The following is a 17,480-nucleotide window of genomic DNA, read 5'->3' as shown; positions in this document are numbered from 1 at the left end:
GGCGGGGAAGTAGCCGTTCGCCGCCAGTTGCCACTTTTCGTAGGTGAAGTCGCTGCCTAGGCCCTTGGTATTGAAGATGCCGACGAGCGTGACGTTGACGCCGGTGCGGGGATCGAACTGGTTGTCGCGGCTGTCGTAGGTGATGGACGGTCCGATCCCGGAAATCTTGCTCTTCAACTCTAGCTTGGGGATGTTGAGGTCGGGAAACAGCGGACTTGGGTTCTTGATCGAGGAATTGAGGTCCAGCAACTGGTACCGCCCGCCCACGTAGAGGTTCTCGGCGAGGCGGTATTGTCCCTGCGCCATCGCCATGATGCCCTTGTCGACCATCTTGACCGAGACGTTGCGATCGCCGGCCGATGGGCCGATGCCGTAGAAGTTGAGGTTGACGTTGGCATAGCCGCCCAGCAGCATCACGTGGAACTTGTCGTCGTCGAGCGCCATGCTGTGGAAAGCGGCGCCGCCATAGCTCTTGTTACTGGTGTAGAATCCACCGACGCCGCTCACCCAGGGCTGCTTCGAGCCGTTGGGGTTGTAGAACAGGACGCCCGCCAAGGTCAGACCGGCCCCCAGCGTGGGGTTCGACATGGGGATGGGCACGACGAGCAGGTCCGGCTTCATTTTCTTGCGCTTCTCGGGATCGTCGTCGCCGGGCTCGGCTGCGGCGTCCGCAGTGGCTTCCGTGACGGCGACGGTGTCGCTGGCCACTTGCGCGAGGTGGTTCGCCTGCGCGGCTGCCGCCGTGGGCAGCGCCATCGCGAAGGCGGGAAGCAGCACGCCAAGACGGGCTGGAATGATGCGCACCACCTTGGACATCCGTATTCTCCTCGAAGGTGCGCTCGCCCGGGCGCGGTTAGGCGGACGCTGCTATTCGGCTGCGTGCGGCGGCAGGTTCATCTTCAGCGGCAGCGAAACACTGACCATCGCGGACGTCCCCTCCAGCCTGCGCGTGGCATTGAATTCCTTCAGTACGCGAACCCGGAACGACGCAGGACTGCGGCCCAGTATGGTGTTGTAGGCCGCCGTCACGCCCAGCGCGCCCACCTCGCCCTCGTTGGGTCCGAGCACCGCTCCGGGCCCGCTGTCGCCGCTGATCTGGTTGTAGTAATATCCCAGCACGCCGGCCGAGAACTTGGGGGAGAAGGTCTTCTCGACCGCCGCCTCGAGATGGAAGTCGTTGCCGCTGTCATAGTCGGTGTAGTCGTTCTTGCCGTTGAAGGTGACGCCGGCCTTGGCGCTGAGGTCCCAGCCGGATTTCGGATCGTGCAGGCTCGCCGCCAGCGAGGCATCGGCTGCCCAGCGATGGAACGAGATGTTGGCCAGCTGGTCCTCGCGGTAGTGGCCGACGGGGATGTTAACGAAGCCGCTGGCGGCGATGTGGAGCGTGTCCCAGGTCCAGCCCAGCGATGCGTTGACCAACGGATCGCCCAGCGTCAGCGTGCTGTCGCGCCGCGAGGCCGAGAACTCTCCGGCAGGGCCGGTAACCACGTCGAAGACCTTGACCATCGGCGCGGCGAGCGGAACGGTCCCGCCGAGCGCGAGGGTTCCGCCGAGGAAGTTGGTCGAAGGCACCCACAGCGCCGTCGTGAACTGCGCGACGATCGTGGCGTCGAGCCCGAGGACGACGTTGCCGCCCACCACCAGGCTTCGATCGGCCGAGATGTCACCGGCGTAGTAGTAAAACGTATCGTCGACATAGAGGCCCTCCACCGGAGGCAGGACGGCCGCGGCCGGTCCGCCCGATCCCAGCAGGTAGATGGTGCTGCCGCCTTCGCTGGCGCTTGCCGGAGAGGCTAGGAGGGCGAGGCCGCCTGCTGCGCCGGCGACTATGAAGTTCCATGCGCTACGCGTCGATTTGCGGTGGTTCATGGGTTGCTCCGCTAAGTGTTGCGCGGAGCAGACTGCGGCAGGCGGAGCCGTTGCTGAATCGGGGTTTACCCCCGGTTCCGGGGGCTCTGTCCGCAGGGTGGGCGGACCTACGGGTTATTCCTGAAAAAGCCGGGGGTGCTCCTGATGTTCATGCCGCGCGCCGGCGCGTAGCCCAGCCGAGCTGAACCCTGGGACAGGAGACCGAAACATGCGCACCAGAATGCCCGCCGTCCTTTCGAGGGCCATCGTCCTCCCGCTGCTCCTGATGGCGGCCACTCCTGCGTTTTCGGCCAAGACGCCGGACACCTGGGACGGGCTGCTGCACGTGCCGTCGAAGAAGATGGGAGCGGTCTACCTGCAGCCGAACGCTGACTTCCGGGCCTATACGAAGGTCATGCTCGACCCGGTGCAGATCGCCTTCCGCAAGAACTGGGAACGTGATCACGACTCGCTTTCGGCGACGGGCAGGATCTCGAACGAGCAGGCCCAGCGGATTCTCGACGAGGCGAAGACCGGCTTCCAGAAGCTGTTCGTGGAAGCCTACCAGAAAGCGGGCTACCAGGTCGTCGAGCAGAACGGGCCGGGCGTGCTGCGGCTGGCCACGGCGGTGGTCGACCTCGACGTTACGTCTCCGGACACGATGTCCGCAGGCAGGACCTGGACCTTCTCCAAGGACGCCGGCAGCGCGACGCTGGTGCTGGAGGCGAGGGACTCGCAGACCGGCGCGATCTTGGGCCGCGCGGTCGACCGGCGCGCGCTCGACGACGTCCAGCCCTACATCCGCAACAGCGTCACCAATGGCGCCGAGTTCGAGCAGCTCTTCTCCAGCTGGGCCAAGAAAAGCGCCACCGGGCTCGACGAACTCAAGGCGCTCTCTCCGATCAACGTCGACGGAATGCGCGCCAAATAACCTGCCGGGCGCGGCGAAGTCCATCGACCCGCCCCGGAATATCGAGGGAATTGAACGTACTCGCGCGCAATCCCCCTCGGTACAATACCCGATACCATTCCGGCGTCGTCGGGGCCATTTAGCGGGAATTGACGATTGCTGACTGGAGTGCCGGAAATGCCGGTCCGCCAGCGCCTTCACCCCCCGTCGACAGCGGTCCTGACATCGCCCGCTGCCGGCAAACTGACGCAATCCGGCCTTGATACGGGCTGAGCATCCTGGATCGGCCGGATTGCGTCCCTCCCTCCACCTTGATTGTTCGGCCGGGCGCATGTCGCATGTGCCATTTCCCGGCGGGCCTGACGCTGGGGGTTTCAGCCGAGATGCTCGGGGGAAACCCCAATGGCCCCGATCGGTCCCGTCTTCGACAATCCCTGTGTTTTTGAGCAGAAGGACTTCTTGCCATGCCGAAGGGTAAGCCGAAGATGCTGGTGACCTGGAGCGACGGGATATGCGACGCCGCGGCCGGTTCGAGCTGACCCATGCATCCACGCTATCCCATCGTGCTGGCGGCGCTCGGAGCCGTCGCGGTTCTTGCCACCGCTGCGGCTCAGGGCGCCGCCGACCAGACACCCCCGGTGCCGGCAGCGGCGGGTCAGGTCCCCGCCGGCTTCCCCAAGCTCCCGGCGGGAATGCCCAAAGGCTACCTCGAACTGGCCGAGCTGCCTGACAGCCTCGCTCTGCTTCCCCCGCCGCCCGGACCGAAGACCGAGGCTTTCGCCCGCGACGAGGAAGTGAGCAAGGCGATGGCGCGCGCGCCGACGACGCCGCGCTACCTCCATGCGGCCAGCGATGCCGACCTCAACCCGGCGCATGCGTTTCAGGCTTTCGCCTGCGCATCCGGGGTGTCACCGGACCCGAAGAAGACGCCGGTGCTCTACCGGCTGCTCGGCAAGACGATGATCGACATCGGCCTGTCGACCTACAAGGCGAAGACCCACTACCAGCGAGTCCGGCCTTTCGTCGCTCACGCCAATACCTCGTGCTACCCGCCGGACGAGCCCGCGCTGCGCAGCGACGGTTCCTACCCGTCCGGCCACAGCGCCATTGGCTGGGGCTGGGCGCTGGTGCTGGCCGAAGTGATGCCGACCCGCGCCGATGCGATCCTCCAGCGGGGACGCGACTTCGGCGACAGCCGGCTCGTGTGCAACGTCCACTGGGCGAGCGACGTGGATGCGGGGCGCCTGATGGCCTCGGCAACGGTCGCCCGTCTCCATGCTGCGCAGCAATTCCGCGCCGACATCGAGGCGGCCCGGGCCGAAATCGCCGGGCAGCAGCTTGCGCCGCCGGCCGAGGCATGCAGTGTGGAGAAGGCCGCAGCCGCCAATCCCTGAGGCCGGAGCGAAAGGTTCAGCCCTTGGTCTCGCGGGCGTGGCGCATCCACGCGGCGATCAGCGGCACCACGCTCCAAGCGACCATGGCGAACGCCAGCAAGGCGAAGACCGCCGGCTCCGAGCCTCCCCAGCCCAGCAGCGCGGCGATGCCGAGGCCGAGCACGGTCCAGCCGATCCAGCTCAGGGCGACGCGCGGCATCTCGTCGGCGGTGACCGTCTGGTCGGGCGATGCGAGGTAGAGCGAGATCGCCGCCGTCACGACGATGCAGATCGCTATCCAGGCGAGCATCATGGCCGTTCGTCCTCGAGTGCGAGGGAGACGGCCCGAGGCGGGTTGCGGTGGTCGAGCATGGCGGTGATTTCCCGGTCGGCCTTCCAGGCGCGCGCGATGTGCAGCACCATGCCGGCGTCTCCCCAGCGCTCACCCCGTCGTTCGGCAAGGGCAAGGATGGCGCGCAGCCGCGGACGGTCCCCGGCGACGGAGGCCACCAGCGCCGGCCAGGCGGGGCTGGCCGCCGCGGCGTCCCTGCCGAACGCCTGGCGCATGATCTCCTCGCGCGTGGCAGAGGCACCGCGGCGCATGGCGGCATCGAGCCGGTGCGCGCGGGCTATAAGCTCCGCGTCCTGCCTCAGAGCGGCGAACCTGCGGAAATGATGCGCGTATCCGACATGGTCGCCATCGGCGAGGGCGATGATGGCAAGGCAGTCGTGAACCACGGCGAAGTCGGGATGTTCGCGCGCGATGGTTTTCAGGGCGGCGAGGGCTACGGCGTCGTGCCCGGCGGCCCATTGGGCCCAGGCCAGGTCGGTGCGGATCGCCACCGAGCCCGGCAACATCAGCCGGGCCTGGTCCAGTTCCCGCAGTGCCGCGGCGTGGTCACCGTGATCCGAGAGGACGTTGCCGTACCAGAAATGCGCCAGGGCATCGGCCGGGTCCAGCGCGAGCGAACGGCGAAACCGGGCATCGGCCCGCGCGAAGTCGCGGTCGGCCCAGTAGGCGATGAAGCCCAGCATGCGGTGGCCCTCGGCAAGCGCGGGGTCGAGGCGCGTGGCCGCGCTGGCCTCGGCGCGGGCCTGAGGGAATGCGTCCGCATCGCGGCGCTTCCCAAACTCGCGGGAGAGCAGCAATGCTTCGGAAAGACTGGCGTGGCCGAGCGCGTAGTCGGGCGCGTCCCGCACGACTTGCTCCAACAACGCGATGGCGCGCTCGAGACCGACGGCCCGCCGCTCGGCGATGAGGTCGCGCGCCGCCAGAAAGCGGTTGGCGACGGCAGGGTCGGCGGGGAGGGAGGGCGCCGCGATTGCGCGCGCCGGTAAGCTGTCGCGCAAAGCCGTCAGCGCGGGAACGGCAATCACCAACCCGGCGAGAGCGACGAGTGCGACCCATCGCGGATGCACCGGCGGGTTTACCGGGAGCGGGACCGCGGCTTCGGCGGCCACCCGTACAGGGGGCACCGGGGTTTCCACCGGCACGTCGGCGGCAGGCTGCGGCACGCCGGCCCAGCGGTCCAGCTCGTGGCGCAACGCGAACACGGTCGCGGTCTTGCCGCCGGGCAGGCGATGGACCGGCAACTCGCGCTCCCTGGCCCAGCGGATCACGGTCGTGCGGTCACGGTTGAGGTAGGAGGCGATCGCCTTCCAGCCGTCGAGGCGGTCTGCGGGCAGCGCCGAAGAAGCGGCCGATCCGGGACGAACGAAGCTCCCCACGTGCAGAATCGATGCCCCCGACTGCCACTCCTGCACAGAAGTTTAGTCGAGAATGCCATCACGTGCGTCCATCATGTGTTTACCCCTGATTTTTCGGACCTGATTTTTCATTCTGGAGCCAATCGCCCGAACCTGTGCGTGAGGTTGGAGAGCCCCGCGAAGCTGCGGGTCGCGGTCTTGTCGTAGATGCGATGAAGGTGCGTGCGCGCCGTCGCCCGCGCCATGCCGAGCCGGTCGCCGATGCCTGCAAGGTCGCCATGTTCGATGGCGTCGCGCAGCACTTTCAACTCGGTCGGCGTCAGGCGGTAAAGCTCCGCGATCGCATCGAACGCGATGGAGCGCGGCTGGTCGAGCAGCGTGACGTAGACGGCGTGCGTGGGGGCAGGGCCCGAGGCGATGTCGCCGAAACGGTTGGGCTCGAGCGACCTTACTTCGCACAGCAGGCGCAGCGACAGGCCGTCGGTATCGACGGTTTCGACCGCAACCGCGTCGCCCCGGTCGATCGCGCGCTGGACCATCGCGCCGATCACGCCGTCACCCAGCCGGTCGCCGGTGTGCAGGCGCAGCCTTGCGGCCAGCGGCGGATCGATCTCCGCCACGGTGCGGTCGGCGGTGAGCAGCATGGACTGGCGCGCGGCTCCGGTGGAGACATGGATGACCGCGGCATGATCGGCGGCCCGCACGAGGTGGCTCTGGATGTAGACCGCCCGGCGAAGGTGCGGGACCAGCAGGGCGAGCCGCTCGCACTCCCCCGGCCCGAACGGCTCGGCGGGCGCCATGCGGACGAGCGCTAGATGCGCCATGATTCCCGGGCGCTTGATGAGATTGACCGCGAGGTTGTCGATCACCCCCTGCGGCGCGAGGTATTCTCGGTAGAACCGGCTCTCGCGCACTTCCTTCGTCTGCATCAGCGAGTGCGCCGGCGCGCAGACGCCTTCGGGCACCGACTGGAGCAGGGGGCGCATCACGTCGAGTTCGGCGTAAGTCTCGACATATTGGCGCAGCCAGTGCGGGTCGTTTCCGAACTCCGCCTGGAAGCCGACGCCGCGTCCCACGTCGCTCCACCCGATGAACCCTGCCTTTGCGCCGAAAACGCGGACCAGACGCTCTACCAGTGCAGGAAAGCGGTCCCGGTCGAAGGCAGCGTCATAGATGTCGTCCAGTGCAACCATGCTCGACCGGGTCCCCGTTTCGCAGCTGCAACCACAGCCGCATCGGAGGGTGTTTGTCGAGCGTTGCAAGGTACTCCGAGAGCCGATGCTACTATTTGCAACAGCTTGCCACATCTTGCGAGGTTTAGGGAAAGAAGCCCTTGCTCCTCAGAAAGAGGTAGGTCGCAAGGGCCGTACCCGCGGCGACCGCCGCCGCCGCCAGGGTGCCCTGCGCGCCGGTGAAGGGGAGGCCGCCGGTGTTCATTCCGAACAATCCGGTCACCAGCGTGGCCGGCAGCATGAGGGCAGTCATCAGCGACAGGACGTAGAGGTTCTGGTTGGTCCGTTGGTTCGACTGCAGGTCCAGCTCGTCGCGCAGCAGGCGAAGCTGTCCCTGCACGGCCAGCGCATCGGCATCGAGGCCCTGGAGCCGCTGCGACAGCTTCTCGACGGTGGACTGGAGCGTTCCGGGAAGCTCGTCGTCCTGCTCGAGGCGGCGGAACACCCGCTGCGCGCCGTCGAGCATGCGGTGGATCTGCGCGAGCCGGCGGCGGATGCCGAGGAGCGCGCGGCTGGTCGGCGGATCGTGTCCGTCGAGGAACGCGTCCTCGGCCGCCTGCACGTCGTGCGAGAGGCCCCGCACGACGGTATCGATGTTCTGGCTCAGCGCGCCGATGAGCAGGTCCAGCGCTCCGGCGGGGCCGTCGATCCGCGCGCCGTCGCGGATGCGGCTGATCACGAGGTCGGCGGAGCCGAGCGGATGGCGCCGTGCGGTGACGATCAGGTCGGGCAGCACCGCGACGCGCAGCGCGCCTACCCGGGCCGTGTCGCGCACATCGAAATCGCGTTCGAAGTCGTGGAGGATGCAGCACGCCGCGCCGCCGTCGACGAGCGCCCGCTGGTGGGTGTCGGTCGCCAGCAGCAGCTCGCGTGCACCCGGCGGGAGCATCGCGGCCTGCTCGATCCACATCCGCGAGCCATGGTCGGCGAGGTTGAAGTGGAGCCAGCGGAAGGCGCTGTCGCAGGAGACGACCACTTGCGAGCCGTCGGGCGCGAAGTCCAGGCCCCAGACGAGGCCCGGACCCGCGCCAGGCTGCGTGGATATGAGCGGTTCGCCCGTGTCCCGCTCCCGGGTCAGAAGATCAGCGAGAACAGGGCGTAGAGCCCGCCCGCGAGCAGGATCGACACCGGCAGCGTCAGCACCCAGGCCATCAGCATGTTGCGGACGGTGCTCATCTGCAGGCCCGAGCCGTTGGCGGCCATCGTGCCCGCCACGCCCGAGGACAGGACATGGGTGGTCGAAACCGGCAGGCCGAGGTGGTCGGCCGCGAAGATCGTGCCCATCGCCCAGTTCCGCCGAGGCGCCCTGCACGTAAGTGAGGTGCGTCTTGCCAATCTTCTCCCCCACGGTCACGACGATGCGCTTCCAGCCGACCATGGTGCCGAGCCCGAGCGCGAAGGCGACGGCGACCTTCACCCAGGTCGGAATGAAGCGGGTGCCGCCGTCGAGCGACTTCTTGAACCCGTTGATGGCCTCGGCCTGCCCCTCGTTCAGGGCGGCTCCCTTGTCCTTGGCGAGGCGCTTGATGCCTTCGGAGGCGAGGTACATGTCGTTACGCACGTTCTCGGTGGCGGCGGCGGGGACCTTGGCGAGCGAGCCGTACTCGTCCACCTGCCGGTCGATGTCCTTGACGAGCACGGCGAGCGCGGGGGTGGTGCCGGGCTGGAAGGTCTTGTCGGCGATGTAGCGGGTCACCGCGATGCGCGCGGCGGCGGGCTGGAGGTCGACGGTCGGAGCACCGCCGAGCGCCGCATAGGCGGCATCGGCGCCGGTATGGAACTCCTGCGTGTAGCTGGCGGGCACCGCGCGGTTGAGCGCATAGGCGGTCGGTACGGTCCCGATCAGGATGAGCATGATGAGGCCCATGCCCTTCTGCCCGTCGTTCGAACCATGCGCGAAGCTCACGCCGGTGCAGGTGAAGATCAGCAGTGCGCGGATCCACAGCGGCGGAGGCGTGTCGCCCTTGGGCTCTTGGTAGAGTTCCTTGTTCTTGACCAGCACCTTGAGCGCGAGGAACAGCAGCGCGGCCAGCCCGAAGCCGACCAGCGGGGAGATCAGCAGGGCCTGGCCGATCTCGGTCGCCTTGGTCCAGTCGACGCCGGCGGTGCCGCTCTTGCCGTGCATGATCGCATTGGCGACGCCGACGCCGATGATCGAGCCGATCAGCGTGTGCGAGGACGAGGAGGGGATGCCCAGCCACCAGGTCGCCAGGTTCCACAGGATCGCGGCGATCAACAGCGCGAAGACCATCGCGAAGCCGGCTCCGGAGCCGACCTGGAGGATCAGTTCCACCGGCAGCAGCGAGACGATCCCGAAAGCCACCGCGCCGGTCGAGAGCAGCACGCCGAGGAAGTTGAAGAAGCCGGACCACACCACTGCGACGTTGGCAGGCATGGCGTTGGTGTAGATCACCGTGGCGACCGCATTGGCGGTGTCGTGGAATCCGTTCACGAACTCGAAGCCAAGCGCGATCAGCAGGGCGAGGAACAGCAGCGCGAAGGGCAGGAATGCCAGGGCGGACACGCCGGCGGCATTCGCGTCCGAGAATACACTGTAGGCGACGTAGCCGAGCGCGGCGACAATGGCGGCGCCAAAGCCCAGTTGGCCGGCAAGGCCCAGCCCACCTTCAAGGTTGGGTCGCGCGTAGTGTTCGGCCGTTGCTGTGGCATTCATCGGGGCGTTTCCTCGGAAGGCAAGATGCCCGAGGCTAGGATGCTCGCGTGACAGCGGTGTGGCACACGGCCATGCGCTGGCTATTTGCCCGGAAGGTAGATTTACGAGGTGTTTTGGTCGAAACCGAAAGAGGCACGAAGCCCGAACCTGGCCTTCACGGCCATGCCCTTGGGGACGGCCACCGGATTACGGCTGGCCTGCCCGCTGGCGGAGACGGAGAGATTCGAACTCTCGGTGCCCCCTTAAGAGCACGACGGTTTAGCAAACCGCTGGTTTAAGCCACTCACCCACGTCTCCGGATGCGGCACAGGCGGGCCCTATAACCAGAGGCACCGGCGGCGGCAAGGGCGATCCGTGCATAAATGACGATTTCCGTAAAAGCCGGGAAATCCGGGGTTTCCGGATTCGGCCTGCCGCAAAACCGACTCGTGTCGTCGCCCGTTCATTGCGAGGTCAGGCGCCATGGATTCTTGTGTGATGGCACCAGTTTGGCCGCGCACGGGGCGCGGGGTGGGGCGCCGGTGACAGACCGGCATGCAGTTTACGCCACGAAAGGTCATCTCATGCCTAACCGCAAGCACATCATCGAAGCGGGCGCGAAGGCCGGGCGCCGTCGTTCGCCCATGGCCTGGAGGTTGGCCGCCGCGCTGCTCGCCATCGTCACGCCGCTCGCCCCGGCGTTCGCGCAGGTCACCACCGTCGATCCTGACGCCGCCGCGATCGACGGCGACTTGAGCCAGGGCACGACTTATTCGCCGGTGCCGCCGGTCGCGGAGCCCGGGAACGGCATGCCGGTGGATTCGCCCTCCGTTGATTCGAGCGGGCAGTATGTCCGCCCCGCACCCGCACCTTCGGCGACGACTACTACCACTACCACTACCACGACCTCGCCCGCCGTCACCAACGGCGACACCAGCTCGACCTACCGCGAGGACGACCTGATCGGCGCGGCCGAGGGCGTGTTCGGCAAGGGCGCCAAGGGCCTGGCGGATGTCATCAAGGACCTGCTCGCCAAGCAGGGCGAGCCCAATGCCTACATCGTCGGGCGCGAGGCGGGCGGCGCCATCGCGGTCGGCCTTCGCTACGGATCGGGCACGATGCACCACAAGGTCGAAGGCGAGCGCCCCGTCTACTGGACCGGGCCGTCGATCGGCTTCGATGCCGGCGCCAACGCGGGCAGCGCCTTCGTGCTGGTCTACAATCTATACGATACCCAGGAACTCTACCACCGCTTCGGCGCGGGCGAGGGTCAGGCCTATCTCGTCGGCGGTTTCACCGTCAGCTACCTGCGCCGCGGCAACACCGTGCTGATCCCGGTTCGGGCCGGTGCCGGCCTGCGCCTCGGCGCCAACATCGGCTACATGAAGTTTTCCGAAAAGCAGCGCTGGCTGCCGTTCTGACGCATTCCCGCGCCCGGCCGAACGTGGCCGGGCGCAACTTCCTTGCCGCGCCGTGCATATCCGCACACTAGGCTGTTGCGCTGTGGGGCGGGCGGGGTTAATGGCCGCCCGCCATGCTCAATGACCTCAAGCAACAGCCCGCCGACGCGCTTCTCGCGCTGATCAAGCTCCACAACACCGATCCCCGGGCCGACAAGATCGACCTTGGCGTCGGCGTCTACAAGACCGGCGAGGGCGAAACGCCCGTGTTCGCCGCGATCAAGGCCGCCGAGGCCAAGCTGGTCGCCGAGCAGGATTCGAAAGCCTACCTCGGTCCCGAAGGCGACATGGGCTTCGTCGAGAAGCTGATGCCCTACATCTTCGGCAAGGACAGCCCCGACATGGGCGGCCGGATCGAAGGCATGCAGACCCCCGGCGGCACCGGTTCGCTGCGCCTCGCGCTCGCGATGGTGAAGCGCGCGGGCTATACCCGCGTGATCGTCGGCAAGCCCAGCTGGCCCAACCACAACCAGATCTGCGCCGACCTCGGCCTCGACGTCCTCGAATTCAACCATGCGGCGGCCGACGGCGGCACCGACATGGAAGCGCTGCGCGGCGCGCTTGCCTCGGCCCAGACCGGCGACGCCATCCTGCTGCACGGCTGCTGCCACAACCCGACCGGCATCGACTACACCGACGCCGAGTGGGACGAGATCGCGCTCCTGATCGCCGACAGCAAGGTGCTGCCGATCCTCGACCTCGCCTACCAGGGCCTCGGCCTCGGCATGGAAGAGGACGCCTACGGCCTTCGCCGCGTGCTCGTGGCCGTGCCCGAGGCGCTGATCTGCTATTCGTGCGACAAGAACTTCGGTCTCTACCGCGACCGCGTCGGCGCGCTCTATGCGATGGTTTCCGATCCGGCCGACCTGGCCCGCGTGATGTCGAATGGCCATTCGCTGGCCCGCGCCAACTGGTCGCAGCCGCCAGACCACGGTGCCGCCGCCGTCCGCCTCATCCTCGAGGACGAGGCGCTGACCGCGCAGTGGCTCGATGAACTCGACCAGATGCGCGACCGCATGCGCCAGGTCCGCGCGAAGCTCGCCGCGGCGGGCAAGACCGGCGGCGTCGACCTGACCCCCGTGGGCGGCCAGAACGGTCTGTTCTCGATCATCCCCTTCACCCCCGAGCAGGTGCAGGAAATGCGTTCGAAGCACGGCATCTACTTTGCCGCTTCGGGCCGCATCAACGTGGCGGGTCTGACGATGGGCAACATCGATCAGTTCATCGCCGCCGTCGCGGACGTGACGGCCTGACATGGACCGCCAGCCGGTTCTCGAAGGGAGCCGGCTGACGCTCCGGCCCTTGGTGCCCGATGATTGGGAGGCGCTGTTCGCGGTCGCCTCCGATCGCGAGATATGGGCCGTGCATCCCTCGCACGACCGCTGGCAGGAGCCGGTGTTCCGCCAGTTCTTCGACGAGGCGCTTGTCGGCGGCGGCGCCTTCGCGATCATCGACAAGGCCAGCGGGAAGATCGTCGGATCGACCCGCTACGGCGCGCCGGAGGCCGAAGGGCCGGGCGAGATCGAGATCGGCTGGTCGTTCCTTGCCCGCGAGTACTGGGGCGGCGGCTACAATGCCGAATTCAAGCGCCTCCTGCTTGCGCACGCCCTCCAGCATTTCGATCGCGCGATCTTCCAGGTCGGTGCCGACAACGTCATCTCGCGCAGGGCGATGGCCAATATCGGCGGCGTCCTGACCGACCGCACCCGCCGTTATGAACGGGGCGGCGTGATGGTCGACCACGTGATCTTCGAGATCACCCGCGAAAGCTTCGCGCAAGGGCCGCTGGGCTGATTCGAGCGGTCGTTGTCAATTCCGAAGAACCGGAATGACTTGCACACGTTTACCGCGTTAAAGTGGCCCCGGGGAATTTTCCTTCATCGGGGTACATGAATGCGGCTGACGGGCTTGGTCATGCTTGGCGCACTGGCGCTGGGCGGGTGTTATACTTCCGGGAAGAACAGCCTTTATTCGGACAAGTTCGTCCAGCCGATCGCAGACGGCGTCTACGTTTCCGGCGACAACACGCGGCTGCTCAAGCGCATGCCGGACGGGCGTTACGCGATGCTGCTCAATGCGAACAAGAAGGCCAACGAAGTCCGCCTCGCCGTGCTGCCGGGGCAGGCGAAGACGTTCGTCGGGCAGGTGAGCACCGATGACGGGAACATCTACGTCGCGATACGGCCCGAAAAGAAGGGGTTCGCGGTGCTGAGCCCGAGTTGCACCGACGTTCCCGACCAGACCGCGGCCAAGGGTTACGGCTCCTACGAGGAAACCCTGAGCGTTTGCCAGTTCACGAGCGCCAAGGCGCTGGAAAGTGCGCTGACTAACGTGATCGCCGCGGCGCCCGCGTCGCGCTGGGACCACTACGTAAAGCGCTGAGGCTCAGCCGCGCAGCGACTGCATCCGCTGGAGATACCGCGCCAGCACGTCGATCTCGAGGTTGACCGCGCCGCCTTCGCGCAAGGCGCCGATGGTGGTGACTTCGGCGGTGTGCGGGATGATGTTGAGCGTGAAGCGGCAGGTGCCGTCGGCCTCGTCGCTGACCTCGTTCACCGTCAGCGAGACGCCGTCGACGGTGATCGAGCCCTTTGGCGCAAGGTAGGGCGCGAGTTCCTTCGGCGCGGCGATCACGAAGCGGTGCGAATCGCCCACGGGCGTGATGCTGGCGACCGTGCCGACGCCGTCGACGTGGCCGGTGACGATGTGGCCGCCCAGTTCGTCGCCCAGCTTCAGCGCCGGTTCGAGGTTGAGGTGGCTGCCCTGTCCCCACCGGCCCGGCACCGTGCGCGCGACCGATTCGGCGGAGATATCGACCGCGAACCAGGCATCACCAGCGACGCCGCCCTTGTCGACCACCGTCAGGCACACGCCAGAGCAGGCGATGGACGCGCCCATGGCAATGCCCGCCGGATCGAACGGACAGGCGATGACGGCGCGCAGGTCGCCGCCCTGGCGGGCTTCGCGGATGGTGCCGACGGCGGTGACGATTCCGGTGAACATGGATCAGCTCTCTGTGGGGTCGCGGGCGTCGTAGACTTCGAGCGTGTCGCTGCCAAGCTGCCGCCGCTCGGTCATGCGCCAGCGGCCATGGGCCTGCGCCAGTCCCGAAAGCCCGAAGTCACACAGCGCCGGACGCCCGCCGACGAGGATCGGCGCGCGGTAGATCAGCAGGCGGTCGACGAGACCGGCTGCGAGGAATGCGGTGGCAGCGCCCGCGCCGCCCTCGACGAAGAGGTGCATCACGCCGTGCATTTCCGTGATGGCCTCGGGCGAGGGCAGGGCGTGCCAGCCTTCCGGTACCGGCCCGCGCGTCAGCACCCAGCGCTCGGGGCTGCGGTCCTCGAGACCCGGCAGGCGCACGTCGAGACGCGGAGCGTCGGCGCGCAGGGTGCCGCCGCCCACGAGGATCGCATCGGCGCGGGCGCGCATGGCGTGGGTGTGGGCGCGGGCATCGGCTCCGGTGATCCACTGGCTCTCGCCGCTGGCTAGCGCGATGCAGCCGTCGAGCGAGAGGGCGAGCTTGAGCGTCACTTCGGGCCGGCCGAGCCGCTTGCTCGTGAGGTAGCCGGACAGGCTGCGCGCGCAGGCGGCCGAGGGCAGGAACTCGGCGGCGATGCCGGCCTCGCGGACGCGGGCGATGCCGGCTCCGGACGTGCGCGGATCGGGGTCCATGCAGCCGACGACCACGCGCTCCAGCCCGGACACGCTGGCGAGATCGGCGCAGGCGGGGCCGCGCTCGGACTTGTGGGCACACGGTTCCAGCGTGACGTAGAGTGTGGCGCCTTGTGCCGCTTCGCCTGCCATGGCGAGAGCCACGGCCTCGGCATGGGGGCGGCCGCCGGACTGGGTCCAGCCACGCGCGATCACGCGGCCGCGCTTCACGACGATCGCGCCGACGCCCGGGTTGGGGCGGCTCAGGGGACGCGCGCGCGCGGCAAGGGCGGCTGCCGCCGCGAGCCAGCGCGCGTCTTCACTCACTGGACGGCGGGATCCGGTGCCAGCTTGGGATTGGCGATGCCGCCGCGGCGAAGCGTCTCTTCGATCTTCGCACGCTCGGCCTTTTCACGGGCGGCGTCCTCGGCGTCGGCCTCGCGCGCGATCTTGTCGACGTCCATGCCCGAGACGCGGCCTATGGTCTTGTACAGCTCGCGCACGTCCTTGTCGCGGCGCGCCTGTTCGCGCAACCAGGCTTCCTTGTTCGTCTGGTTGGCGACGTTCTCGGCCAGGATCTCGGCGTCGGTGCGGTGCGCCTTGAGCACCGAGATGTAGGTGACCTTGGGCGGCAGGTGCGGGGCCTTACCCTCCTGCGTGCTCATCAGGTAGAACACGCCGAAGGTGCAGGCGGCGGACAGCGCGGCGATACGCCAGCGGTTGTTGCCGGCTTCCTTCCACACCATCCGGAATTCCGCGACCATGCCGGTCGGGCTGACGTCTTTCCAGTATCCGGAGCGTTTGAATGGGGACATGGGCTCTATCTAAGACCTAAACGCGCTGAACGCTAGCCGAACGGCACATAGATCGTGCGGCCATGGGCCTTGAGCCAGCGGTTCGCCTCGTGGACCGAGCCTTCGAAGATGGTCTTCAGGCAGTGGTGGAAGGCGGGCGAGTGGTCGAAATGGACGAGGTGCGCGACTTCGTGCGCCACCACCGAGCGGCGCACCATGTCGGGTGCCATCACCAGCCGCCAGTTGATGCGGATCGAGCCGTCATGCGCGCAGGAACCCCAGCGCCGCTGCGCGCTCGACAGGCCAAGCGCCGGGCAGGGCTGCGCGGCGCGCTCGCAGTATTCGGCAAGGTCGGCGGCGATCAGTTCGCGCGCCTCGGCATGGAGCCAGCGGACGAGGCGCGGGCTGAGCGAATCGGCAGGGCCACCCAGACGCAGTACGCCGGGCTCGGGAGCGGGGCGGCGCGGGGCGAGGGGATCGTGGACGATCGCCAGCGGCTCGCCCCGGAAGTGCAGGGTGGCGCCGTCGCCAACGGGCCCCCCGGCCGGGAGCGCGTCGACCTGCCGGGCCAGCCAGTCGCGGCGGCTCTGCGCGAAGGCGAGCGCTTCGGCGGTGCGGGTCCAGCGCGGGATCGAGATGCGCACTTCGCTGCCGTCGGGCGCGAGGCGCATGGTCATCCGGCGCGCGCGTTCGAGGCGGCGGATGACCACCGGAATCTGGCGGCCCGCGACTTCGACGATCGGCTCATCGACGGGATCGCGCCGCAGCCAGTCGAGCATGGCCATCAGTCTTTCCGGTCCGGCGGTAGGACGGCCCAGGGATTCTCCCCGGTATCTTCGTCATCGTCGTCGTCGAAGTCTCCATCGTCGCCGTAGGGCCAGACGATGTGGTTCTCCAGCGGGCCCGCCACGGTTTCCGAGATGACCTTGCCCGCCACCGACATGCCTGCGCGGTGGACCGCGTCGCGGTCGCCGCAGACGAGGTAGTGCCAGTCGGGCAGCGGATCGCCCTCGGCGCGCAGGCGATAGGCGCAGCTCGGCGGAAGCCAGGAGAGACGGCCCGCCGTCTCGGGCGTGAGCTTCATGCAGTCGGGCACGAACTTTCGGCGGCCCGCATAGTTGCTGCACTGCGCGGTCTTGAGGTCGAGCAGCTTGCAGGCGACGTTGGTGTGGTAGATCTCGCCGGTGTCCTCGTCCTCCACCTTGTGGAGGCAGCACTGGCCGCAGCCGTCGCACAGCGCTTCCCACTCGTCGCGGCTCAGCTGGTCGAGGGGGCGTTCCCAGAAGGGTTTCGGTTTGACCGCGCTCACTTCACCCACTTGGAGAGTTCGGCGGCCACCGCGTCGCCGCCCTTGTCGGCCGGCAGCATGGCCACGGGCTTGCCGTCGGGGTCGAACAGGTAGGTGATGCGCAGGTGGTCCATGAGGTATCCGCCGGGGGTTTCGTCGCCCTTCTTATAGTAGATCGCGAAGGCCTTTGCAGCCTGGTCGATCTGCTTGGGCGTGCCGGTGAGGCCCAGCAGGTTCGGGCCGAAGGCGGACGTCCACTCGCCGACGATCTCGGGCGTGTCGCGCTGGGGGTCGACCGTGATGAAGATCGGCTGGACCTTGTCGGCGAGCGCCGGGTGCTCCTTGTCGAACTTCGCGAGGCCGCGCATGGTTTGCTGCATGTCGACGGGGCAGACGTCCGGGCAGAAAGTATAGCCGAAGTAGACGATCCGCCAGCGGCCCTTGAACTGGTCCCACGTGACAGGCTTGCGGTCCTTGTCGATCAGCGTGAACGGCCCGCCGATGCTTGCTCCGGCAAGCGGCGGGGCCTCGGCCGACTGCCGCTGGCAGGCGGCGAGCGGC

Annotated in this window: 18 protein-coding genes, 1 tRNA gene and 1 pseudogene; 6 read left to right on the top strand and 14 right to left on the bottom strand. The window is 67.8% G+C overall.

Translation table 11 applies throughout. The features are described from left to right. Positions 1–816, bottom strand: an 816-nt coding sequence (locus PMI02_RS08250) for a BamA/TamA family outer membrane protein (RefSeq protein WP_007681415.1), incomplete at its 3' end; no start/stop codon positions are given. A gap of 51 nt (positions 817–867) precedes the next feature. Next, positions 868–1,869, bottom strand: a complete 1,002-nt coding sequence (locus PMI02_RS08245) for a transporter (protein WP_007681412.1) — start codon at positions 1,867–1,869, stop codon at positions 868–870. A 208-nt stretch (positions 1,870–2,077) separates the two neighbouring features. On the opposite strand from PMI02_RS08245, the gene PMI02_RS08240 reads away from it, so the two are divergent. Both PMI02_RS08240 and PMI02_RS08235 read left to right on the top strand, forming a co-directional pair. Continuing rightward, the gene (locus PMI02_RS08240; RefSeq protein WP_007681411.1) at positions 2,078–2,779 is read left to right on the top strand and encodes a DUF3313 family protein; all 702 of its coding nucleotides are present in this window, start codon (positions 2,078–2,080) and stop codon (positions 2,777–2,779) included. Between the two features lie 521 nt (positions 2,780–3,300). Continuing rightward, positions 3,301–4,152, top strand: a complete 852-nt coding sequence (locus PMI02_RS08235) for a phosphatase PAP2 family protein (RefSeq protein ID WP_007681408.1) — start codon at positions 3,301–3,303, stop codon at positions 4,150–4,152. A 16-nt stretch (positions 4,153–4,168) separates the two neighbouring features. Here PMI02_RS08235 and PMI02_RS08230 read toward each other — a convergent pair whose 3' ends face one another. The 6 genes and pseudogenes from PMI02_RS08230 to PMI02_RS08205 all read right to left on the bottom strand — a co-directional run bounded on the left by PMI02_RS08230 (position 4,169) and on the right by PMI02_RS08205 (position 10,041). After that, entirely contained in the window at positions 4,169–4,444 is a 276-nt protein-coding gene (locus PMI02_RS08230) for a hypothetical protein (RefSeq protein ID WP_007681406.1), read from the bottom strand. Then, positions 4,441–5,895: a tetratricopeptide repeat protein gene (locus PMI02_RS08225; RefSeq protein WP_007681402.1), complete on the bottom strand. Its 1,455-nt coding sequence runs from the start codon at positions 5,893–5,895 to the stop codon at positions 4,441–4,443. The genes PMI02_RS08230 and PMI02_RS08225 overlap by 4 nt, the downstream gene beginning before the upstream one ends. A gap of 71 nt (positions 5,896–5,966) precedes the next feature. Beyond that, the gene (locus PMI02_RS08220; protein WP_007681399.1) at positions 5,967–7,031 is read right to left on the bottom strand and encodes a helix-turn-helix transcriptional regulator; all 1,065 of its coding nucleotides are present in this window, start codon (positions 7,029–7,031) and stop codon (positions 5,967–5,969) included. A gap of 124 nt (positions 7,032–7,155) precedes the next feature. After that, a complete protein-coding gene (locus tag PMI02_RS08215) occupies positions 7,156–8,046 on the bottom strand; it encodes a CorA family divalent cation transporter (protein WP_036502943.1) in 891 nt (296 codons plus the stop codon). Positions 8,047–8,144: 98 nt separating this feature from the next. Continuing rightward, positions 8,145–9,744, bottom strand: a pseudogene (locus PMI02_RS08210) (inorganic phosphate transporter). 205 nt (positions 9,745–9,949) lie between these two features. Further along, positions 9,950–10,041, bottom strand: a tRNA-Ser gene (locus PMI02_RS08205). Between the two features lie 266 nt (positions 10,042–10,307). Here PMI02_RS08205 and PMI02_RS08200 point away from each other — a divergent pair. The 4 genes from PMI02_RS08200 to PMI02_RS08185 all read left to right on the top strand — a co-directional run bounded on the left by PMI02_RS08200 (position 10,308) and on the right by PMI02_RS08185 (position 13,565). Beyond that, a complete protein-coding gene (locus PMI02_RS08200; RefSeq protein WP_007681393.1) occupies positions 10,308–11,144 on the top strand; it encodes a DUF1134 domain-containing protein in 837 nt (278 codons plus the stop codon). A 113-nt stretch (positions 11,145–11,257) separates the two neighbouring features. Further along, a complete protein-coding gene (locus tag PMI02_RS08195; RefSeq protein WP_007681383.1) occupies positions 11,258–12,436 on the top strand; it encodes an aromatic amino acid transaminase in 1,179 nt (392 codons plus the stop codon). Between the two features lies 1 nt (position 12,437). Next, entirely contained in the window at positions 12,438–12,977 is a 540-nt protein-coding gene (locus PMI02_RS08190; protein WP_007681381.1) for a GNAT family N-acetyltransferase, read from the top strand. A gap of 99 nt (positions 12,978–13,076) precedes the next feature. Continuing rightward, complete coding sequence (locus PMI02_RS08185; protein ID WP_007681379.1) at positions 13,077–13,565, top strand: hypothetical protein; 489 nt, start codon at positions 13,077–13,079, stop codon at positions 13,563–13,565. A 3-nt stretch (positions 13,566–13,568) separates the two neighbouring features. Here the strand turns inward: PMI02_RS08185 and PMI02_RS08180 are convergent, their stop codons facing one another. The 6 genes from PMI02_RS08180 to PMI02_RS08155 all read right to left on the bottom strand — a co-directional run. After that, entirely contained in the window at positions 13,569–14,186 is a 618-nt protein-coding gene (locus PMI02_RS08180; RefSeq protein ID WP_007681377.1) for a riboflavin synthase, read from the bottom strand. Positions 14,187–14,189: 3 nt separating this feature from the next. Continuing rightward, positions 14,190–15,164, bottom strand: coding sequence for a bifunctional diaminohydroxyphosphoribosylaminopyrimidine deaminase/5-amino-6-(5-phosphoribosylamino)uracil reductase RibD (gene ribD, locus PMI02_RS08175; RefSeq protein WP_007681375.1), 975 nt, complete (start codon positions 15,162–15,164; stop codon positions 14,190–14,192). Further along, positions 15,161–15,652: a hypothetical protein gene (locus PMI02_RS08170; protein WP_007681372.1), complete on the bottom strand. Its 492-nt coding sequence runs from the start codon at positions 15,650–15,652 to the stop codon at positions 15,161–15,163. Before PMI02_RS08170 ends, ribD begins: the two co-directional genes overlap by 4 nt. Positions 15,653–15,684: 32 nt before the next feature. Next, a complete protein-coding gene (locus PMI02_RS08165; protein ID WP_036502946.1) occupies positions 15,685–16,410 on the bottom strand; it encodes a M48 family metallopeptidase in 726 nt (241 codons plus the stop codon). Between the two features lie 5 nt (positions 16,411–16,415). After that, positions 16,416–16,949: a YcgN family cysteine cluster protein gene (locus PMI02_RS08160; RefSeq protein ID WP_036502940.1), complete on the bottom strand. Its 534-nt coding sequence runs from the start codon at positions 16,947–16,949 to the stop codon at positions 16,416–16,418. Beyond that, on the bottom strand, positions 16,937–17,480 hold a 544-nt coding region (locus tag PMI02_RS08155), incomplete at its 5' end, for an SCO family protein (protein WP_007681367.1). The genes PMI02_RS08155 and PMI02_RS08160, both read right to left, overlap by 13 nt.

It is taken from the genome of Novosphingobium sp. AP12, from assembly GCF_000281975.1.
Taxonomy (GTDB): Bacteria; Pseudomonadota; Alphaproteobacteria; order Sphingomonadales; family Sphingomonadaceae; genus Novosphingobium.
Note: the sequence above shows the minus strand (reverse complement) of the source record. Positions and strands in the feature narration are given on the sequence as shown.